We start from the raw sequence: 18,150 nt of genomic DNA on the forward strand, positions 1-18,150 counted from the left end.
CTACAAAAAGAGAATCATTTCCTAGTATTAACAAATAAATTGTCGAAAGGGGGCGGTAACTTTGGAAACAATTTTAAATAAGAAAGAACAAATGGAAGCAGAAGAAATGATAGAGTTTATCAAAACTTTATCCACGGAAGAACAAAAGAATGTAAAAATTTTCATTCAAGGAATTCGATTTGCACAAGCAACAGAGCAGCGAACAGCATAAGGCAGGTCAATGACTTGCCTTTCTGACGCAAGAGGAGGGCGAAATATGGCTGAGATAATTTCTGTAAAACGAGCTGCTGAAATTATGGGAAAAGGGCAGCAGTTTGTAAGAATCGGATTACAACGAAAACTTTTGCCGATTGGCACAGCGATCAAAATGGGAAATAGGTGGAATTATTATATTTCGCCGGAACTGTTTTCAAAGTATGTTGGAGTAGGAAAAAATCAAATAAACGAAGGGGATATTCAAAATGGATAAATCAATGCAAGAAGTTCATTGGGACGTGAAAAGAGTAGGAAATACAATTAAAACTTTGTCAAATGAGTTAGCCGAATTCATGGACTCGTTTAGTACCAAAAATGCAACGGCAGACGAACGTTGTACGTTAAGTTTCTTCGATGAATTACTGGACAAGTTAGATGACGCAAGTAATTTGATTGCATACTACAACAAGCCGATCAGGAAAGAAGGAAGACTTTTTAAAAAGAAAAATAGGCGGTATGCATTACAGGAAGATGAAAGTATTGAATTTTTTTGCGGCAGTATCATTGAAATCCTTCGTGATCCATACAACGAAAATAAATTTGAATGGTTCAGAACAAAAATCGAAGCCAAGGGCGGTCAATATTATGCAGTTGGCTGTGACGAGGAATTGGAAGGTTTACAGGTAAGGATAAGATGAAAAAAACAATAGTCGGCAGACACATTAACGGCATATTTCTGAATGACCTTGAATATCTGCTTGATGAAAATGGAGAACTGATGCAGTTTGAATCAGAAGAATCTGCTGTAAACTTTCTCAAAGAAAAAGGTGCAACAGATGATGAAATTTATTATATGACATTTAAAGAGATTGAAACGGAAGAAGGTACGGAAAATGCAACTAGCAGCATTTAACGCATATTGTCCGTATGAGATCGGAGACGTACTCAAAAACAAAAACGGTATGCCGATGGGGACAATAACGGACATCATGACAATACATTACATAAAAACCGGTAAAGTTGAATTTGCAATACAGATAAACGAATTACCAACGTGGTACAAAGTAAAATCATATGCGAAAAGCAAAAGTTTATAGTAATGCAAGCTGCGCCATCTGTAGCAACCCCTTCCGGGCGGGCGTACAGTGCAGGCAGCATAAAGGCATTGTATGCATGTCACATTGTACTGTATGCAAGCACCAAACCAACGATTGGCATTGCACATATCAACAGGAAAATGATGTAAATAAACTCATGACAGAATTTAAAAATAAACATGGCATTATGCCAGCTTGAAAGGATCAAGTATGAAAGAATGCTTAAAAATCTGGTGTGAAAGAAATTGCCAGAGCCATCCGGCAATGAAACGCTGGGGAAATAAATGCATGGCTTCGTCAATACCGTGCATGATGGAAAAAATTGCAATAAGTTTAAGCGTTATCAACGTGTTAGATAGACCTCTTGCAGAAGGGGAGCCTTTTATAGCATTACTGACAAAAGCAGAATTAAGCTATTGTATCCAAGCAGAGAAGCGTAAAAGCGGAAGGGCAAGGCTGTTGGCAAGAAAAAAGGAAATGGACAAAGAAAAAGGCAGTTTCTACGAAAGAAACCGCCGTCGCGCCCAGGGCGCAGTTAAATGAAAAATCCTATAAAGCAAAAACAGCAGTGTTGGAAGCGCTGCTGTTTTTATAGGCTGACATAGAATTTACATATCAATTGTATCACAGATTATGTAAAAAGTCAGCCCTGAAAAAATCAGAGGTTAAGACCTCTTTACCCCTTGATAAAGTAATTAATAACTCGTACATTTTACTGTATTTTTATCCAAACGGAAGGGCTGACAACATGGGATATATGAGGAAGATCAGGGCTACACTCGACCGAAGAATTATTGAAAAAGATTTGTATTATACCTACCATGCTTTGCCAACAAAAAAAGAAACAAAAAAAAGAGCGAAGCGAGTTTACCAGACACCTGAACAGCAAAAAGAAATCAATCGTCGTCATGCTGCTGCAAAACTAGCCCTAAAGATCGCAAATAATTTCAAAGCCGGGGACTGGTATTTGACATTGACCATTGCCGGGAAAGTGCCAACTAAAGATCAAGTAAAAAAGATGTTTGATAATTTTATGTTAAACCTACGCCGTTACTATAAGCGGAAAGGGGATGAACTTAAATACATAGCCGTACTGGAAAATATGACAGGTCGCGGTCGCCCGCACGGTCATATGCTCATGAACGCCATGACAGCCGAAGATATGGAAGTAATAAAAAAATACTGGACACTTGGCAGAATGAGGATTGAGTTTTTCGGCGGTGACATTGACGACTGTAATAATCTTGCATCGTATTTCAAGAAAGAAGACGTTGACGAACATAGCGGGCGGATCAGAACAAGCACAAATTTAGTTAATCCGGTCGAAACAAAAGAAAAGGTTAAACGTTCTGAATGCTACAGCACCCGGATCTTACCGCCCAAAGGCTATCACATACATAAACGGCTGACCTATCAGGGATACACCAAGGACGGATATCCTTGTCAACATATAGTATTTGTTAGGAATTAAAACTTATACACAATTTATCAACAAAAGTGAATAAAGGAGGGGAAAATGTGGTAAATAGAAGATTCTTTGTCGACACAAAAAAAGTTGCCAAACAGGTACTGGGGCTGGGCGAATTTATGCTTATGCAATGTTCGTCCGGAAATCTCGTTATAACTGGACAATTTATTCTAAGTGTTTCGGACGAACAATTTTTCTCAATTCGCTGCAAGTTGGAACTTAAACAGCTTGGCGTGTGGTACATGAAAACAAAAGACGGGCTAGAAGCTTCCAGACGGGAGCCGGAACAGGAAGAATGGGAACAGCGGTACAATGAATGGCTCAATGATGCAGACGCAAACAGCAAACTAACCAATACAGGAATTGAAATCCTAGGATGCTACCTGTTTACAGATGGTTTTACCTACATAGCAGTTAAACAAGCAAGACTGGATATGCTGTCAAACTCAGACAATATTTCCGTGGCGGGTCATATGCTCATTGTCGATGGTGTCCATGCAATCGCAAAAGTGACCGACAATGTTTGGAAAAATAACGATTGGATACGCATTTTATCAGGAATGAACTTAGAAAAAGAAACGGAGGACGAACGATGAAAATTGTAAGCATAGCAAACTTGAAGGGCGGCGTTGGAAAATCTACGACAGCAATCAACATGGCGTATGTTTTAGCTGAAAAGGGTAAGAAGGTGTTGATCGCGGACAATGATATTCAAAGTAATGTATCAGCCTTTTTCGATCATAAAGAAATACAGCCAAACATAACCGATGTATTTATGTCCGGCGGTGACATAGCAACCTTGCGGGCGGCAATAAAAGAAACAAAGTATAAAAATTTAAGTATTCTACCTTCGACAATGGATTTGGCAGAAGCCAACATTGAACTTGCAAAAAATAGTGAAGTAGAAATTTTGCGGGATTGCTTGCGTAGTTTAGAGAATGATTTTGACTACATTATCATTGACAACGCCCCAAATATGACACCGAACGTGATCAATGCGATTATTGCGTCAGATCATATCATTGTGCCGACTGAAATAGATTGTTTTGGATTGGATGGATTGGACAAGATCAAAGAACAAGTACGGATTGCTAAAGCAAGCGAGTTAAATGACAATATAGAAATTGTGGGCGTTTTGATCACAAAATATAACGGTCGCACCAAGATGGACAGAGAAGGGGCGCAGCACTTACGGCAGGACAAGCAAAATAAGCTGTTTGAAAGTATGATCCATTTAACCGTCAAAGTGAAAGAATCCACCTTTCAGCAAATTCCTATCGTGCGCTATGCCAAACGAAACAGGGCGGCGGTAGATTACATAGCTTTTGTAGACGAATATTTAGAAAGGGAAGGTAAATAAAATGGCATTTGATATGTTGGCAGCAATGGGCAAAAGAACAACGACGGCAACAAAATCTATAGTTATGCTTGACATCAAGCAACTAAAACCAAATAAAAAGAATTTTTATCGTGTATCCAATGATCCTGATATTGAAAAAGAAAATCAGAGCGTTAAGGCAACAATTGAAATGTACGGTGTATTACAACCACTTATAGTAAATCCGCCAGACGGACATGGAAAGCACAAAATAATTGCTGGCGAACGCCGTTACGCTATATGTAAAGCACTTACCGAAGAAGGGAAAAATCAATTTAAAATGCTGCCTTGCATAATTTCACCGTCGTTAAGTGAAGAAGACGAGCAAATACAGCTTATCGTCACCAATTATCATAGAGAAAAGAATCTTGCAGAAAAAATGGAAGAAGTTCGTCAATTGTCAGAGCTTCTACAAAAGAAAAAAGACCGGGGCGAGAAAATACCGGGCAAACTGCAAAATATTATTGCCGAATGTCTCAATGTATCCAAGTCAGAAGTTGGGCGGCTGCAACAAATTGATAAAAACCTAGACCCGGAACTAAAAGAAGCCGTTAAGAAAAATGATCTAAGCATGACTACCGCTGTAGAGCTTTCCAAGTTGTCAGCAGAAGATCAAAAAGCTATATATGAAAAAACTGGCGGCAAGGTAACTACGAAAGAAGTAAAAGAATATCAAGAAAAAGCCCTAGCAGAGCCTGAAAACATGAACATAGACGGCTTTGAACCAATGCCAGCACCGGAGGAACATAGTATTACGGAAGAATTAATTTTGCCTAAAAGCCACAAAACGCAGGCAAAAATAAGAATAAAATACTTTTCAGAGGATGGAAAGTATAGATACGGAATTGATTGCCAAACAAGGAATAGTGGATACGTCTATTCACCATCAATGTATAAAAAACCTTATAATACAAAAGAAGAAGCTCGGGCGGCGGCACTAAACGAAATGGCGGCATGGAATGAAGAAATAAAAAAATCGCTAATTTCTGTTGGATATATAGAAAAATCTGTAAAAGAAGAATCTAAGCAAGTAGCGGAAAGCAAAAGTTCTATTGATCAGGATATAGCGGCAGCGAAGTACGTCATGAATCTGCTTGGGAAAAATTTAGATAGGTGCAGTAAGCTGGAAGCTATTGAAAAGGAAAATGGGAACGAAGCAGCTGCGAAACTTGAACGTTGCAAGGTGAACTATATGAATAAAGTCCTTGGGCGGGTAAAGCAAGACCTGTTTGATATGACAGGGAATGACATATTTAAAGAATAAACGGTCATAATGTCTGTCGTATAAAAACAAAATCAGTAAATAACGGTGCCGATCAGTATGGATCAGTCTGGTATTTACCGATTTTGTCCACTGATAAAATACAAGATACGAGGTAACGGAGAATGTTAAAGTCATTATTTAAAAGATTATTTTGCAAACACCATTTAGTATATAAACGAAAAGCAGAAAAGTTTTGTTGTTTGGGTGGGGATAATTTCATTGTGTACTGTGATAAGTGCGGTGCGGAGATTTGCGAAACATTTATAACCAATGAGGAACAACAGTTTAGAGGAATGTAATGAAAATAGTACGTAATTATGAGTTAGAAGCGGTAGAGGGCAAAACTATTAACCGTGACGGCGAATATAAAACAGATTATAAATAAATTCATGGGGAGACGGTCGGAATGAAAATAATCGTTAGTAGTGAAGCGGAAAAAGAATTGATGCAAAGATTTATTGAGTTTTTCAATGATTGCGAAGCTGTTGAGCACATAGAAAAATTAGACAACGAATCAAAAGGAAACGCTGCTCTAAGTTATGAAGAATATCGTTTTATAGAAAATGGAATTTATAATTGCAAAGTAGAAGTAGACGAATCTGTTTATCCGCTGACACACGAACATGACATCATTAGTGGAATATGCTCAAAATGCGGTGAGAAAACAGAAGGGACTTATGATCATAACGATGTCAGCTACGCCGAATATTTGGAATATAACTCTAAAGAAATTCAAAAAAATGGCTTTGTGAAGAGTGTGCAAATAAGGAGTGAGACAAACAATGTTAAAAAGAAAATGTTGTGAATGCGGTAAATGGTTTCGAGAAGATGAAATGATTCAAGATAGTTGCAGTCTATTCCCACCTATAATTAAAGACGAATGGTATTGCGAAAAATGTTATGAAGAAAATGAAGAATATGAACGGGAACAAGGATTAAGGATGTGAGTAACAATGAGCTGCAAATGTGCAAAATATGATTCTGATAGTGGTAGATTTGATTGTTCGGTATCTGGAAGTGGGTGTATGTATTTAATCCCAAATTCGAAAAGATGTGCGGAAGAATGGGGAGAAGGTCCAGACACTAATGATTTAGATAATAAGGAGCGTGATGAAAATGACTTGTGATGAATGTATAAAATCAGATGTATGCAATCAAAAAGAAGTTTATAAAGAGGTAATTAGAACGCTGGCTAATACAACTATTAACGTAAGCAGCAGCGAAAAAACACATACAGTATTGTGAACAGTAAAACGCTTCGAGAAGAACATGGAATTGTTTTCAATGCTGAATGTAGTAAATTTATAAATCGATGCAAAATTAAAATGTAAAAGGGAGCGTGATAAACAATGAAAGCAATAACGATATTAGAGCCGTGGGCGAGTCTTATTGCCTGTGGTGCTAAAAAGATAGAGACGCGGAGTTGGAGGACGCATTATAGGGGCAAAATTGCAATTCATGCAGCAAAAAGTTTAAAAGCATGGCATATGAATTTAGCTTGGGAAGAACCGATATTTTCGGCTTTAAAAGAACACGGATATGTAGAAACAAGTGCAGAAGGAAATACGTGTATTAGCTATGAAGGTCTTGGATGTGTAATTGCGATAGCGGATTTAGTAGATTGTGCAAGAGTAACATGCAGAGCAAACTTAAAAATTGGTAATCAAGAAGTTGGAAAAGCAATATTGGAAAACGATATGATCGTAACAGGAAAGGAACTTGCATTCGGTGATTTTACCTATAATAGATATGCATGGAAATTAGATAATGTACAGCCTATAACGCCGATTGCGGCGAAAGGGCAGCAACGACTATGGAATTGGGATATACCAGATGATTATTTTTTAGAAAATTTCTATATGGGAGGAAACAAAAATGAGTAAAGAAAAATTAATGAATGCAACAATAGAAAACGTTAAGATAACAAACGGCGAAATAACAAAATACGAATGCATTGAATTTGATAATTATGAATGGGACTGCATAATGCCTAATCTTGGTGGCTGAAAATGTACCCAACTTGGGTACAAAGAAAGGTTGGAATCATGAATAAAAATTCAATACAATAAATATTGAGCTTAGACAAGGAGGTTTTTGAATGGGATTAACCAAAAAAGATCATGAGGAAATCGAAAATTTATTTAACAAGGCAGTTTCTTTCGGTCGTAGACAATCAACCGAAAGGGATACATACAGACGTACTGAACGGTCATTGCGCGCATATCCGATTTTGAAAGAAAATATCAAGCGTTACGAATTAGATATAAAAGATATTGCCAAAGAGGACATGCGAACCTCAAAAGACTTTGTTTTATATCTTGCTAATTCCGGCGGTAGTGAAAAAATGGATATAGAAGATATCCGGGAAGCGAAAATTTTAGCAATCAGGCAAAAAATAGTCAGAGATCAAAAAAAGATCGAAGAAATTAATATAGCTTTAAACACGATAAAGAGTGATGAATATTATCAAGTGATTGAAATGATCTATTTTGAAGGTTTAAAAGAGGAAGAAATAGTTGAACAAATGCATTGTGATAGGACAACGGTATACCGCAATAGGAAAAGGCTCATAAACACAATCAGCGTGAGTTTATGGGGTGCGGATGCCGTGCAATAATCCCGTGCCATAAAGATGCAATTTTCTTGTGCGATTTTTAGTGCTATACTATGTGCAAGGCAAAAACCGTCAAATAATCGAATACATATAAAAAGGCGTTGCTACAATTAGCAGCGTCTTTTTTGTATGCGCAAAAGGGGCTGCACACTATGAATTTAAAAAAACAGAAGCGTATTAGGTTACGTGGCAAAGCAGTTGCTGAACTAAATCAATTCATTCATGAAAGAGATAATTATACTTGTGTTGTGCCGGGCTGTGGTAAACATGTGCCTATTGGTGAGAAGTGGCATCATGAGCCGTGCGGAGTATACAAAGAAGATATTCCCGAAAAGGGATGCCTGCTTTGCTATAAACATCACCAGCAGCGCGACGGGAAAAACAGTGCAGAGATAAGGGAAGCCTGTGAAGGTTATTTAAATAATCTTTATTTTTAAAATCAAATTTAAAATTGAAATTCAATTGTATTACAAATTGGGGTTTGATTTTTGTTTACAAATGAAATTAAAATAATGAATTCTATTTAGGATTCGGACAACTCAAAAAAACAAACTGAAAGTGAGGTCTTCATATGGCAAAAGAATTTGCAAAAGCATTTTACAACAGCGGCGCATGGAAGAAGGCAAGCAAGACCTATGCAGCTTCTAAATTCTTTTTGTGTGAAAAATGCGGAAGACAGGGCTACATAGTGCATCACAAAGAAACCTTAACGCCGTCAAACATTAATGATCCTGCGATTGCGTTAGGTTGGAACAACCTTATGTATCTATGCCTAGACTGTCACAACGCCATTCATGGCAAGCAGGACAGCAGGCAAGCTGTATTTGATACCAATGGCGACATGGTTGGGATTGTCGAAGCCCCCCCTAATTGTGTGTAGAATGAGAAAATTTGAAGACCGGAGTCCACCCTTCAAAAAATACATGACTCATACGCGTGAGGGGGTGTGGTATAAAGTGAGGTGATTTTGGATGAAATTAACAGATGAAGAACGGATTGAAGAAGAAAAACGCAGAATTGACAGCATAAACAAAGAGAAGCGCAGACTTAATAGTATATTCACGAAAATAGATGTAAAGGCAAAAAAGGCTGTGCAATCACTTATTGAAAATGCAGCTTTTATGGCTGTTACATTACAAGACTTGCAACGAGATATAAATGAAAAAGGGGCAGTAAGTGAATATAAAAATGGCGAGAATCAATGGGGAACAAAGAAGTCTCCAGAGGTTGAAATATATAATACGATGGTAAAAAATCATGCGGCAATTATAAAACAATTAACTGAATTGCTGCCCAGAAAAGATCCAAAGCCGGAAGATGATGGATTTGAAACCTTCGTGAATAATAGATGAATAAAAAAGTCGTCAAAATGATTAGCTATCCGCTTGCGTATAATCCGGTTATTGAATATTTTAACTGGATAAATGAAAACAGGGAGAAAGTTTCAAGTAAGATTTTCAAAGTTTACAGAGAGCTTGTAAAAATAATTTATGATTCAGGTAGCGAATGGGAATATAGCGCTAAAAGAGCGAATCATGCAATTGAGTTTATTGAAAATTATTGCAAACATTCCAAAGGCAAAGCTGGCGGAAGTCCATTTATGCTTGAATTATGGCAAAAAGCATTAGTAGCGGCTACATTTGGATTTATTCATAAAATTGATGGTACACGAAAGCACCAAGAGGTTATTTTAATAGTTGCTAGAAAAAATGGAAAATCAACTCTTGCAGCGGCTGTAGGGTTATATCTACAGATTGCAGATTTAGAACCGGGAGCGGAAGTATACGCTTGTGCAACGAAAAAAGATCAGGCAAAAATAATATGGCTTGAAGCGAAAAGAATGGTTAAAAAGTCACCTGCACTACGAAAAAGAATCAAACCTTTAGTAGCAGAAATGACGTCTGATTTTAATGATTCTTTTTTTAAACCTCTTGGCAGTGATTCAGATACGTTAGATGGTTTAAATGTACACGGTGCGTTATTGGATGAAATACACGCTTGGAAGGATAAAAATTTATATGATGTAATTTTTGATGGTACAACAGCAAGAGAACAACCTTTGATTTTTATTACTTCTACAGCCGGAACGATTAGAGAATCAGTATATGATTTTAAATATGGTGAATGCGAAGACGTTATAAATGGTTATGACGATCCGGGCGGGTTTAAAAATGAAAGGCTTTTGCCAATTATTTACGAGTTAGACAATAGAAAAGAATGGCAAGAGCCAGAATGTTGGCATAAAGCGAATCCGGGACTTGGCACTATAAAAAAAATAGATCAGTTGAAAACAAAGGTTGAAAAGGCGAAAAAAAATCCTATGCTGGTAAAAAATCTTTTGTGTAAGGATTTTAATATCAGAGAAACATCGTCGCAAGCATGGCTTACTTTTGAGCAACTCAACAATCAAGCTGTATTTGATATTCCGGCATTAAAGCCACGCTATGGGATTGGTGGCGTTGACCTTTCGATTACTACAGACCTTACAAGCGCATGTGTTTTGTTTATGACGCCAGGGGATACCACAATATATTACTTACACATGTATTGGCTACCAGAGGATTTACTTGAGTCGCGGGATAAAGAAGATAAAATACCATACAGATTATGGCATGATTTGAGGCTATTGCGGACAACTCCGGGAAATAAAGTAAATTATAAATTTGTCGTAGAGTGGTTTATTGAATTACGAGAGATTTATGATATTTGGATTCCTTGGATTGGCTATGACAGTTATTCGGCAACGTATTTTGTGGAGGAGCTAAAAGAAAAATTTGGAGAGGAATGCCCGGAACAAGTCATGCAGGGAGCAAAAACCTTATCGGGTCCATTACGGTCTTTAGGTGCTGACCTTGATTCTAAGCGAATTAATTACAATAACAATCCTATTACCAAATGGTGCCTTAGCAATGTTGCTGTAATTGAGGATAGAAATGCAAATTTACTGCCTTGTAAAACGAGTAATCAGCGACGGCGTATCGATGGATTTGCTGCAATGCTTGATGCTTATGTAACATTAGAACGGCATCAGGAAGAATATTTAAACTTAATTTAGAAATGGGGGATTTTTTTGTGGTTAATAAATAAGTTAACAGGAGTTTTTAACCGTTCGCCGACTGTCGTTAGGTATCAGCTAGTTACAGATCGCGGGAACGGTTTTTATTCGTGGAATGGAAAGCTTTATAAATCCGATATTGTGCGAAGTTGCATAAGACCGTTTTATAAATCCATAGGTAAACTACTTGCAAAACAGATTCGCCAAAGTGGTACAGATTTAAAAATAAATCCGGATTTGTATGTAAAGTTGTTGCTTGAAGAACCAAACCCGTACATGACGGGGCAAATGTTACAAGAAAAGTTGGCAATACAGTTTAAATTAAATAACAATGCATTTGCTTTTATTAACCGGGATGATAACGGGTTTGCAATAGAGATATATCCAATTCCGGCAATTGCAGTAGAGGCTGTTTACGATGCACAATATCAGCTTTATTTTAAATTTGCATTTCAAAACGGAAGAACAGCAACTTTTTCGTATGAGGATGTAATTCATTTACGGCAGGATTATTACAACAATGATATTTTTGGTGATGGCAATCAAGACGTTTTAGCGGGGTTAATGGAGATTGTTACAACAATTGATCAGGGAATCATCAAAGCAATTAAAAATAGTGCTGTAATAAAGTGGTTACTCAAATTTAAAGGAGTAATACGTCCAGAAGATATTCAAGCACAAACTAAAAAGTTTGTTGATGATTTTCTAAAAATAACTGATAGCGCTGATAATTCCATAGCAGGGGCGGCTGGAACTGATTCAAAGGCAGACGTTGAGCAAGTGCAACCAACTGATTATGTGCCTAATGCTTCGCAAATGGATAAAACCGTGCAACGTATTTATAATTATTTCGGCACAAATGAAAAAATCATTCAATCAAAATTTAATGAAGATGAATGGAATGCATACTTTGAGGCTGAAATTGAGCCATTTTCCATACAATCGTCAAATGAATTTACAAGAAAACTTTTTTCGAGACGTGAACGCAGTTTTGGAAATCGGATTATTTTTGAAGCTAGTAGTTTGCAATATGCCAGCATGAAAACAAAGCTGAATTTAATGCAAATGGTAGATAGAGGGGCATTGACACCTAATGAGTGGCGTTTAGTTTTAAATATGGCACCAATTGAGGGTGGAGATAAACCTATTAGAAGGCTTGATACAGCGGTTATTAATCAATTATTTGAGGGGTTTAAAGCACATGAAAGGCAATTAGAAGATATCAAGAATTTGTTAGCTGTAATTAGTAAAGGGGGTGATGAAAATTCCTAAGTTGCAAATTAGGGGCGTTATAATTCCAAATAACTATCAGGAAATTTATGATTATTTCGGAATTGAAGCAACAAGTCCTAAAAATGTGAGCAATTTTTTGCAGGCTCTAGCAGGTGAAAGTGTCGACGTTGAAATTAATAGCCCGGGTGGCGATGTTTATTCTGGATCAGAAATATACACAACATTAAAGGCATATCAAGGCACTATCAATATTAGAATTGTGGGAATGGCAGCCAGTGCCGCAAGTGTTATTGCTATGGCTGGTGATACTATTTATATTTCACCGACAGCGCAGATCATGATTCATAATGTTTCAAGTTATGCAGGTGGGGATTATAGAGATATGCAGCATGCTGCCGATGTTCTTAAGGGCATGAATATGTCAATATGTAACGCCTATTTATTAAAGACTGGTATAGAAAAAGAGACTTTACTGGATTTAATGAATAAAGAAACATACATGAATGCACAGCAGGCGAAGGAACTTGGTTTTGCTGACGAAATACTTTTCGATAATGAAAATAAACTTGTCGCAAGTGCCTGTCCTTCTGTATTGTTACCACCAGAGGTAATAAATAAGGTGCGGAATTTATTAGTTGGACAAAAAAATAATGATCGAATGGAAGCTCTAGCCGAAAAGGAACGGTTAGAGCTTTTAAAATTAAGGGGGAAAATAAATGAATAAAGAAAAGTATTTGGCTAAAAGGAATGAATTACTTATTCAGGCTGAAAATTTTATCAATGAAGGAAAGATTAAAGAAGCCCAAGAAATCCGGAATCAAATAGAAAAATTGGACACGGATTTTGAAGATGCAGCTAAAGAAATGGCAAATTTATCTGCATTGCAAAAGGGAACTGTTGTATTAAACCTTGTCAATAAGTCAGTAAAACCTAATGGCATGCAAACAGTAGATCAAATAGGGTTTAATGGTCAGAATCAGAATAAAGAAGAGTTTACCGCCGAAGAAAAAAAGCTATATAAGAATGCATTTGCAAAGCACTTGATGGGCGTTTCACAGGATAAAGACGAAAGTGAAATGTTTTCCCGTATGAACACTAAATTTAGTAATGCAGTGCAAACCGAAGCAGCGCATACGGTTTTAGTTCCTGAAACCGTAAGGGATCAGATTTGGCAAGAGATAGGAGAAGCACATCCTATTTTAAATGATTTGGCTATGACTTTTGTTCCGGGAGACTTGACGTTAATCAAGGAAGAGAATTCATTGAGCAATGCAGATGGATCAAATGAGGAAGACGAAGCGGGGGACGATGATGAACTTGACTTTGGTGAATTAAATTTAACAGGCTGTGAATTGTCAAAGGCGATTACAATTAGTTGGAAATTAAAGAAAATGTCAATGGATGCTTTTTTGACGTACATAACTAAGAAAATTGCTGAAAAAATGGGGAATGGTCTGGCTAAATGGGTTGTTGAAGGGAAAGGAAAGCCTGGAACAAATGATACTTGGAAACCACAGGCAAGAGGTATAGCCGTTGCATTAGAAGCGGAGACTTCTACTCCACAAGTCATTTCTTATTCAGATAGCGATCCGATCGTTTATAAAAAATTGACGGCGGCACTTGCGAAAATGAAATCAGGTTATTTAAGTGGCGCGGCTATCTATGCACAGAATGACATGATATGGAATGTACTTGCTAATATTGTTGATGGAGTTGGTCGACCTATTTTTGTACCTGATGCAAATGCAGGCGGTGTAGGAAGAATTTTAGGATTGCCAGTTAAAGAGGAAGATGCTGTTTCAAAAGGGGAAATTGTGATTGGTAATGTTGGAAAGGGATATGCAATTAATGCTAATGAGAATATCACAATGTACCAAGAAGATCATGTAAAACCTAGAAAAACCGACTATATGGGATATGCCATTATTGATGGTGATGTATTGACGACGAAAGCATTTGTATTGATAAAAAAAAATTAAATACCGTAAGCCTTGAAAATGCTACATTCAGTAAAGCCGCTGCCGCTGACGTAGTGCTTACAGTATCAGGTAACGCAGTGAGTAATGTAAAAAATGGTAGTGCCATTGTAAATGTTGATAATTATACTGTCGCAGACGGAAAGGTGATTTTTAAGAAAGAATATTTGGCTACGTTAGCAAATGGTGATAAAAAAATCACTGTCGTTATGGCGTCAGGCGATAGTCTGAGTGTAATTATTACGATTACAGATTAGTCTCTAAGAGGTGATTAATATTGACATTAGAAGACGTAAAAAATTATTTGCGTATTGATGAAGATATTACCGAAGATGATATCACAATCCAATCGCTTATTACAGCCGCACAGCAATACATCACGAACCAAACGGGCAAACAGTATGCAGATGATGAAATTTGGAATGTCTGCATTGAGCTACTTGTCTCCCATTGGTACGATACCCGGCAACCAAATCCAACGAAGCCCGGAACTCTTTCTGAATATCCGCACAGCATAACTGCAATTATTACACATATAGCATTATGCGGTGCATATCCGGAGGAAGTAAAAATATGAACGCAGGTACATTAGACCGCAAAATTACTTTTTACCGCTATGAAGACGTTGAAAACGAAGTAGGTGCAAATGAACAAAAGCCTGTTAAGGCTTTTAGCACATGGGCGCGCATTGAGCCTTTGCGCGGGCGAGAATATTACGAAGCACAGCGAGTCAAAGAAGTCGACAGCTTCAAGATCACTACACGCTACAGGAAAGGTGTAACGGATGATATGATTATCCGTTACGGTGAGCAACAGTATGAAATTAAAACCGTAACAGATCCATATATGAGACACGAAAGACTTGAATTATATTGCACAATAAAGTCAAGAGGCGCTGCTGCAAATGGCTGATGATAACGGCTTAGATTTTTCCGATCTTGAAGAGTTTAAGCAGCAAAATGAAGCTGTAGCAAGAGAATACCCCGGAACGGCTGAAAAGCATTTAAAGCGGATCGGCAATAAGTTCAAAAAAATCGTTTCGGAAAAAAGTCCGGATAGTGGTACGGAACACAAACGAAAATTAAAAAAATCGTGGAAAAGTGAAATGGAAGGTCATAGCGGTGATGATCTTAAAATGAATATTTGGAGTACGTCGCCACATTTTCATTTAGTAGACCGTGGTCATAAAAAAGTAGATAAGAAAGGTAATGCAATTGGTTTTGTACAAGGCAAGCATTTCCTTGAAGCTACAGCAAAAGAAGTTGAATCTGATGTTGTTCCAGCCGAAATCGAAAGATTGTATAAAACAATCAGTAAAAAGATAGGTGATTGATGCATGTTAAAGCAAAAGGAAATATTGAAAGCGGCTATTTCGCTGCTTAAAACAAAATATACTTGCAAAATATACACGGATGAAGTTGTAGAAGGCTTCAAGCAACCGTGTTTTTTTATTAAGTTGATAAAACAGCGAAATACTGAAACGAAAAGTATTACTAGCGATAGCGTAAGTCTAATAATTAATTACTTTGCCGATGCAGCCGCAAATAAACAGCTTGCTTTTATTGATTGCGAGGATGATATTGACCAGCTATTTAGTATTGGCTTTCAGGTAGGCAAGAGGTATTTACATGTAAAATCTATTCACGCCGAGCGGATCGGCGAGAAGCAGGACATTTTGCAGGTGAATATCAGTATAGATTACTTAGATTCAACGGGATATGATCCCGATTATGGATATGACCTTATGAAAGATTTAAAAATGAATATGAAAAATCAGTATTAAGCCGCCAGTATTGGGCGGCTTTTTATTTTAGCAAGAAAGGAATGGTGTAAATGGCACTTGGATTACCTAGCATTGAAATTGCATTTAAAAGTAAGTCAATTACCGCAATTGAAAGAAGTAAGCGCGGTATTGTAGCGCTTATTCTTAAAGAATCTGATATGAAAAAATTTCCTGCTTCACCCTATACTGTCTATGGTACAACCGACGTTCCGGAGGGGTTATCAGATGAAAATAAGGAACAAATTGAACTTACTTTGATGGGATATCAAACAACTCCAAAACACATTCTTGTCTATGTGCAAGATGAAACAGCGGCAGATTACAATGAAAATCTTTTAGAACTTTTACATGCAAGATGGGATTATCTTGTTATCCCTAAAATTGATGATGCTGACGTCCAAAAAATTGCAACATGGATTAAAAGCACAAGAACGATTGCAGATAAGATGGTTAAAGCAGTTCTTCCGAATTGTCCTGCGGACTTTGAAGGGGTTGTTAATTTTACAAACACGAAAATTGTCACAAAGGCGAAAGAATATACGACAGCGCAGTATTGTAGCCGAATTGCAGGGATTATTTGTGGTACACCTATGGCAATTAGTTGTACTTACGCGCCGCTGCCGGAAGTCGTTGATTGTGACAAGTATATAAAAGATCAGATGGACGAGAAAGTCGGCAAAGGTGAGCTTTTTGTCATATTTGATGGAAGAAAATATAAAATTGCGCGCGGCGTTAACAGCCTTATCACAACTACGCAAGATAAAAATGATTCATTTAAAAAAATCAAATTAATTGATTGCATGGATATGATTCATGACGATATCAAAGATACGACAAATGAATCCTACATTGGGAAGTACGCGAATAGCTACGACAATAAATGTCTGCTTATATCTGCGATTCAAGGTTATTATATGCAACTTGAAATCGATGGTTTGCTAGATAAAGGTAAAAATGATTGTCAAATAGATTTAGAAAGTCAAAAAGCTTATTTGCTTTCAAACGGTGATTATACGAAAGCCGAATTAGCAGAGGCGAAAGATCAAGAAATTAAAGAAGCAAATACACGTGATAAAGTATTTCTTTCCGCTAACATCAAGATACTTGATGCGATCGAGGATGTGAAACTTGGCGTAGCTGTTTAACTTCAAAAAGGTAGGTGATATAGATGAAAGGTATGAAAGCCCAACAGGTCATGAGTGGTACTCATGGGGAGCTTTGGATTGATGGAGATTACATGGCGCAGATTACAGAATTCAAAGCGCAGGTAAATCTTAAAAAAACAGCCGTAAATATTGTGAAAACAATGGGTGATCAATTCAAAATGACTGGATGGGAGGGCAAAGGCTCTCTTAAAATGAACAAAGTTTCTAGTTACATGATTCGTAAACTAAATGACAACATGAAACAAGGCAAACAAACAACTTGTACCATTGTTTCAAAACTTTCCGATCCTGATGCAGTTGGAACGGAAAGAGTTGTCATTAAGGATGCAGTATTTGATTCTTTAACCTTGGCGGACTGGACAGCAAAAAAAATTGGAGAAGAATCGTATAATTTTACATTTACCGATTGGGATATTTTAGATAGTGCGGCAGATTAATATTGCCGCTATTTTTATTATTTAATTTTGAAAGGATGATAAATTATGTCATTGATTGATAAACTTTTACAAACAGACGCGAAAAAACTTACGGAAATACCAACGAAAAAATTTGAAATAAAACGTCTTTCAGAAAAAATAAAAGAAAAATTTGAAATGACGTTAATCGCACTTACCCCAGAGAGATACGCTGAAATACAGCGTATGACGCTTGAATTTAGCAAAAAGGGCGGGATTAAAGATGTAAATATGTTTGATCCTAAAATTTTAACTGTGCTTGATGGCGTCAAAGATCCAAATTTGAAAGATCCCAAAATGCTGGCTCATCTTGGCGCAGCAACGCCAAAAGATCTTGTAACAAAGCTCTTTTTATCTGGAGAAATTGACGACATCAAAGCGGAAATAGATGAATTATCCGGGTACGATAAGGAAGATGAGGAAGTAAATGAAGAAGTAAAAAACTAATTGAAACGGATTGGGAAGC

Annotated in this window: 32 protein-coding genes; all 32 read left to right on the forward strand. The window is 37.1% G+C overall.

Going from position 1 to position 18,150, the window contains the following annotated elements:
- Nucleotides 1-61 precede the first annotated feature (61 nt).
- Nucleotides 62-211 carry a hypothetical protein gene (locus tag BN6559_RS19345; RefSeq protein ID WP_199884076.1) on the forward strand — a complete coding sequence of 50 codons (150 nt, stop codon included), beginning with the start codon at nt 62-64 and terminating at the stop codon, nt 209-211.
- A 45-nt stretch (nt 212-256) separates the two neighbouring features.
- A complete protein-coding gene (locus BN6559_RS16380; protein WP_110955730.1) occupies nt 257-469 on the forward strand; it encodes a hypothetical protein in 213 nt (70 codons plus the stop codon).
- A complete protein-coding gene (locus BN6559_RS16385; RefSeq protein WP_110955731.1) occupies nt 462-893 on the forward strand; it encodes a DUF5348 domain-containing protein in 432 nt (143 codons plus the stop codon). Before BN6559_RS16380 ends, BN6559_RS16385 begins: the two co-directional genes overlap by 8 nt.
- Nucleotides 890-1,108: a hypothetical protein gene (locus tag BN6559_RS16390; RefSeq protein ID WP_110955732.1), complete on the forward strand. Its 219-nt coding sequence runs from the start codon at nt 890-892 to the stop codon at nt 1,106-1,108. Before BN6559_RS16385 ends, BN6559_RS16390 begins: the two co-directional genes overlap by 4 nt.
- Entirely contained in the window at nt 1,089-1,292 is a 204-nt protein-coding gene (locus BN6559_RS16395) for a hypothetical protein (protein ID WP_110955733.1), read from the forward strand. Before BN6559_RS16390 ends, BN6559_RS16395 begins: the two co-directional genes overlap by 20 nt.
- Nucleotides 1,293-1,294: 2 nt before the next feature.
- The gene (locus BN6559_RS19350; protein WP_199884077.1) at nt 1,295-1,441 is read left to right on the forward strand and encodes a hypothetical protein; all 147 of its coding nucleotides are present in this window, start codon (nt 1,295-1,297) and stop codon (nt 1,439-1,441) included.
- Nucleotides 1,442-1,502: 61 nt separating this feature from the next.
- Nucleotides 1,503-1,835, forward strand: coding sequence for a hypothetical protein (locus BN6559_RS16400; protein WP_199884078.1), 333 nt, complete (start codon nt 1,503-1,505; stop codon nt 1,833-1,835).
- Nucleotides 1,836-2,040: 205 nt separating this feature from the next.
- Nucleotides 2,041-2,763: a rolling circle replication-associated protein gene (locus BN6559_RS16405; RefSeq protein ID WP_110955735.1), complete on the forward strand. Its 723-nt coding sequence runs from the start codon at nt 2,041-2,043 to the stop codon at nt 2,761-2,763.
- 47 nt (nt 2,764-2,810) lie between these two features.
- Entirely contained in the window at nt 2,811-3,356 is a 546-nt protein-coding gene (locus BN6559_RS16410; protein ID WP_110955736.1) for a hypothetical protein, read from the forward strand.
- Nucleotides 3,353-4,120: a ParA family protein gene (locus BN6559_RS16415; protein ID WP_110955737.1), complete on the forward strand. Its 768-nt coding sequence runs from the start codon at nt 3,353-3,355 to the stop codon at nt 4,118-4,120. Before BN6559_RS16410 ends, BN6559_RS16415 begins: the two co-directional genes overlap by 4 nt.
- Before the next feature lies 1 nt (nt 4,121).
- The gene (locus tag BN6559_RS16420; protein ID WP_110955738.1) at nt 4,122-5,402 is read left to right on the forward strand and encodes a ParB/RepB/Spo0J family partition protein; all 1,281 of its coding nucleotides are present in this window, start codon (nt 4,122-4,124) and stop codon (nt 5,400-5,402) included.
- Nucleotides 5,403-5,808: 406 nt separating this feature from the next.
- On the forward strand, nt 5,809-6,207 hold the full coding sequence (locus tag BN6559_RS16425) for a hypothetical protein (protein WP_110955739.1): 399 nt from the start codon (nt 5,809-5,811) through the stop codon (nt 6,205-6,207).
- The gene (locus BN6559_RS19355; RefSeq protein WP_199884079.1) at nt 6,185-6,349 is read left to right on the forward strand and encodes a hypothetical protein; all 165 of its coding nucleotides are present in this window, start codon (nt 6,185-6,187) and stop codon (nt 6,347-6,349) included. Before BN6559_RS16425 ends, BN6559_RS19355 begins: the two co-directional genes overlap by 23 nt.
- A 6-nt stretch (nt 6,350-6,355) precedes the next feature.
- Nucleotides 6,356-6,529, forward strand: a complete 174-nt coding sequence (locus BN6559_RS19360; protein ID WP_199884080.1) for a hypothetical protein — start codon at nt 6,356-6,358, stop codon at nt 6,527-6,529.
- Nucleotides 6,530-6,751: 222 nt separating this feature from the next.
- The gene (locus tag BN6559_RS16430; protein ID WP_110955740.1) at nt 6,752-7,285 is read left to right on the forward strand and encodes an ASCH domain-containing protein; all 534 of its coding nucleotides are present in this window, start codon (nt 6,752-6,754) and stop codon (nt 7,283-7,285) included.
- Entirely contained in the window at nt 7,278-7,409 is a 132-nt protein-coding gene (locus BN6559_RS19685; RefSeq protein ID WP_267886713.1) for a hypothetical protein, read from the forward strand. The genes BN6559_RS16430 and BN6559_RS19685 overlap by 8 nt, the downstream gene beginning before the upstream one ends.
- 91 nt (nt 7,410-7,500) lie before the next feature.
- A complete protein-coding gene (locus BN6559_RS16435) occupies nt 7,501-8,019 on the forward strand; it encodes a DUF1492 domain-containing protein (protein WP_110955741.1) in 519 nt (172 codons plus the stop codon).
- Nucleotides 8,020-8,168: 149 nt separating this feature from the next.
- The gene (locus BN6559_RS16440; RefSeq protein WP_110955742.1) at nt 8,169-8,453 is read left to right on the forward strand and encodes a hypothetical protein; all 285 of its coding nucleotides are present in this window, start codon (nt 8,169-8,171) and stop codon (nt 8,451-8,453) included.
- Nucleotides 8,454-8,587: 134 nt separating this feature from the next.
- A complete protein-coding gene (locus BN6559_RS16445; protein ID WP_110955743.1) occupies nt 8,588-8,896 on the forward strand; it encodes an HNH endonuclease in 309 nt (102 codons plus the stop codon).
- A gap of 91 nt (nt 8,897-8,987) precedes the next feature.
- A complete protein-coding gene (locus BN6559_RS16450; RefSeq protein ID WP_110955744.1) occupies nt 8,988-9,368 on the forward strand; it encodes a hypothetical protein in 381 nt (126 codons plus the stop codon).
- A complete protein-coding gene (locus BN6559_RS16455; RefSeq protein WP_110955745.1) occupies nt 9,365-11,071 on the forward strand; it encodes a terminase large subunit in 1,707 nt (568 codons plus the stop codon). Before BN6559_RS16450 ends, BN6559_RS16455 begins: the two co-directional genes overlap by 4 nt.
- Before the next feature lie 15 nt (nt 11,072-11,086).
- Nucleotides 11,087-12,343: a phage portal protein gene (locus tag BN6559_RS16460; protein WP_110955746.1), complete on the forward strand. Its 1,257-nt coding sequence runs from the start codon at nt 11,087-11,089 to the stop codon at nt 12,341-12,343.
- Nucleotides 12,330-13,028, forward strand: coding sequence for a head maturation protease, ClpP-related (locus tag BN6559_RS16465; protein ID WP_199884081.1), 699 nt, complete (start codon nt 12,330-12,332; stop codon nt 13,026-13,028). Before BN6559_RS16460 ends, BN6559_RS16465 begins: the two co-directional genes overlap by 14 nt.
- Nucleotides 13,021-14,283: a phage major capsid protein gene (locus BN6559_RS16470; protein WP_110955747.1), complete on the forward strand. Its 1,263-nt coding sequence runs from the start codon at nt 13,021-13,023 to the stop codon at nt 14,281-14,283. The genes BN6559_RS16465 and BN6559_RS16470 overlap by 8 nt, the downstream gene beginning before the upstream one ends.
- Nucleotides 14,265-14,537, forward strand: coding sequence for a X2-like carbohydrate binding domain-containing protein (locus tag BN6559_RS16475; RefSeq protein ID WP_267886736.1), 273 nt, complete (start codon nt 14,265-14,267; stop codon nt 14,535-14,537). Before BN6559_RS16470 ends, BN6559_RS16475 begins: the two co-directional genes overlap by 19 nt.
- A 20-nt stretch (nt 14,538-14,557) precedes the next feature.
- Nucleotides 14,558-14,857, forward strand: a complete 300-nt coding sequence (locus tag BN6559_RS16480; RefSeq protein ID WP_199884082.1) for a head-tail connector protein — start codon at nt 14,558-14,560, stop codon at nt 14,855-14,857.
- Entirely contained in the window at nt 14,854-15,192 is a 339-nt protein-coding gene (locus BN6559_RS16485) for a phage head closure protein (protein ID WP_199884083.1), read from the forward strand. The genes BN6559_RS16480 and BN6559_RS16485 overlap by 4 nt, the downstream gene beginning before the upstream one ends.
- Nucleotides 15,185-15,613, forward strand: coding sequence for a hypothetical protein (locus BN6559_RS16490; protein ID WP_110955751.1), 429 nt, complete (start codon nt 15,185-15,187; stop codon nt 15,611-15,613). Before BN6559_RS16485 ends, BN6559_RS16490 begins: the two co-directional genes overlap by 8 nt.
- 3 nt (nt 15,614-15,616) lie before the next feature.
- Nucleotides 15,617-16,063: a phage tail terminator family protein gene (locus BN6559_RS16495; RefSeq protein WP_110955752.1), complete on the forward strand. Its 447-nt coding sequence runs from the start codon at nt 15,617-15,619 to the stop codon at nt 16,061-16,063.
- A gap of 50 nt (nt 16,064-16,113) precedes the next feature.
- Nucleotides 16,114-17,208: a phage tail sheath C-terminal domain-containing protein gene (locus BN6559_RS16500; RefSeq protein ID WP_110955753.1), complete on the forward strand. Its 1,095-nt coding sequence runs from the start codon at nt 16,114-16,116 to the stop codon at nt 17,206-17,208.
- Between the two features lie 23 nt (nt 17,209-17,231).
- Nucleotides 17,232-17,666 carry a phage tail tube protein gene (locus tag BN6559_RS16505; protein WP_110955754.1) on the forward strand — a complete coding sequence of 145 codons (435 nt, stop codon included), beginning with the start codon at nt 17,232-17,234 and terminating at the stop codon, nt 17,664-17,666.
- Nucleotides 17,667-17,711: 45 nt separating this feature from the next.
- Nucleotides 17,712-18,131, forward strand: coding sequence for a phage tail assembly chaperone (locus tag BN6559_RS16510; RefSeq protein ID WP_110955755.1), 420 nt, complete (start codon nt 17,712-17,714; stop codon nt 18,129-18,131).
- The last annotated feature ends 19 nt before the right edge of the window (nt 18,132-18,150 follow it).

Origin of the sequence: Massilibacillus massiliensis (assembly GCF_900086705.1) — a bacterium.
GTDB lineage: Bacteria > Bacillota > Negativicutes > FLKF01 > FLKF01 > Massilibacillus > Massilibacillus massiliensis.

What these genes read in the sequence shown, in the direction of transcription:
- BN6559_RS16380 (WP_110955730.1), top strand. Translation starts at nt 257, where the DNA reads ATGGCTGAGATAATTTCTGTAAAACGAGCTGCTGAAATTATGGGAAAA.
- BN6559_RS16385 (WP_110955731.1), top strand. Translation starts at nt 462, where the DNA reads ATGGATAAATCAATGCAAGAAGTTCATTGGGACGTGAAAAGAGTAGGA.
- BN6559_RS16390 (WP_110955732.1), top strand. Translation starts at nt 890, where the DNA reads ATGAAAAAAACAATAGTCGGCAGACACATTAACGGCATATTTCTGAAT.
- BN6559_RS16395 (WP_110955733.1), top strand. Translation starts at nt 1,089, where the DNA reads ATGCAACTAGCAGCATTTAACGCATATTGTCCGTATGAGATCGGAGAC.
- BN6559_RS19350 (WP_199884077.1), top strand. Translation starts at nt 1,295, where the DNA reads ATGCAAGCTGCGCCATCTGTAGCAACCCCTTCCGGGCGGGCGTACAGT.
- BN6559_RS16400 (WP_199884078.1), top strand. Translation starts at nt 1,503, where the DNA reads ATGAAAGAATGCTTAAAAATCTGGTGTGAAAGAAATTGCCAGAGCCAT.
- BN6559_RS16405 (WP_110955735.1), top strand. Translation starts at nt 2,041, where the DNA reads ATGGGATATATGAGGAAGATCAGGGCTACACTCGACCGAAGAATTATT.
- BN6559_RS16415 (WP_110955737.1), top strand. Translation starts at nt 3,353, where the DNA reads ATGAAAATTGTAAGCATAGCAAACTTGAAGGGCGGCGTTGGAAAATCT.
- BN6559_RS16420 (WP_110955738.1), top strand. Translation starts at nt 4,122, where the DNA reads ATGGCATTTGATATGTTGGCAGCAATGGGCAAAAGAACAACGACGGCA.
- BN6559_RS16425 (WP_110955739.1), top strand. Translation starts at nt 5,809, where the DNA reads ATGAAAATAATCGTTAGTAGTGAAGCGGAAAAAGAATTGATGCAAAGA.
- BN6559_RS19355 (WP_199884079.1), top strand. Translation starts at nt 6,185, where the DNA reads ATGTTAAAAAGAAAATGTTGTGAATGCGGTAAATGGTTTCGAGAAGAT.
- BN6559_RS19360 (WP_199884080.1), top strand. Translation starts at nt 6,356, where the DNA reads ATGAGCTGCAAATGTGCAAAATATGATTCTGATAGTGGTAGATTTGAT.
- BN6559_RS16430 (WP_110955740.1), top strand. Translation starts at nt 6,752, where the DNA reads ATGAAAGCAATAACGATATTAGAGCCGTGGGCGAGTCTTATTGCCTGT.
- BN6559_RS19685 (WP_267886713.1), top strand. Translation starts at nt 7,278, where the DNA reads ATGAGTAAAGAAAAATTAATGAATGCAACAATAGAAAACGTTAAGATA.
- BN6559_RS16435 (WP_110955741.1), top strand. Translation starts at nt 7,501, where the DNA reads ATGGGATTAACCAAAAAAGATCATGAGGAAATCGAAAATTTATTTAAC.
- BN6559_RS16440 (WP_110955742.1), top strand. Translation starts at nt 8,169, where the DNA reads ATGAATTTAAAAAAACAGAAGCGTATTAGGTTACGTGGCAAAGCAGTT.
- BN6559_RS16445 (WP_110955743.1), top strand. Translation starts at nt 8,588, where the DNA reads ATGGCAAAAGAATTTGCAAAAGCATTTTACAACAGCGGCGCATGGAAG.
- BN6559_RS16450 (WP_110955744.1), top strand. Translation starts at nt 8,988, where the DNA reads ATGAAATTAACAGATGAAGAACGGATTGAAGAAGAAAAACGCAGAATT.
- BN6559_RS16455 (WP_110955745.1), top strand. Translation starts at nt 9,365, where the DNA reads ATGAATAAAAAAGTCGTCAAAATGATTAGCTATCCGCTTGCGTATAAT.
- BN6559_RS16465 (WP_199884081.1), top strand. Translation starts at nt 12,330, where the DNA reads ATGAAAATTCCTAAGTTGCAAATTAGGGGCGTTATAATTCCAAATAAC.
- BN6559_RS16470 (WP_110955747.1), top strand. Translation starts at nt 13,021, where the DNA reads ATGAATAAAGAAAAGTATTTGGCTAAAAGGAATGAATTACTTATTCAG.
- BN6559_RS16485 (WP_199884083.1), top strand. Translation starts at nt 14,854, where the DNA reads ATGAACGCAGGTACATTAGACCGCAAAATTACTTTTTACCGCTATGAA.
- BN6559_RS16490 (WP_110955751.1), top strand. Translation starts at nt 15,185, where the DNA reads ATGGCTGATGATAACGGCTTAGATTTTTCCGATCTTGAAGAGTTTAAG.
- BN6559_RS16495 (WP_110955752.1), top strand. Translation starts at nt 15,617, where the DNA reads ATGTTAAAGCAAAAGGAAATATTGAAAGCGGCTATTTCGCTGCTTAAA.
- BN6559_RS16500 (WP_110955753.1), top strand. Translation starts at nt 16,114, where the DNA reads ATGGCACTTGGATTACCTAGCATTGAAATTGCATTTAAAAGTAAGTCA.
- BN6559_RS16505 (WP_110955754.1), top strand. Translation starts at nt 17,232, where the DNA reads ATGAAAGGTATGAAAGCCCAACAGGTCATGAGTGGTACTCATGGGGAG.
- BN6559_RS16510 (WP_110955755.1), top strand. Translation starts at nt 17,712, where the DNA reads ATGTCATTGATTGATAAACTTTTACAAACAGACGCGAAAAAACTTACG.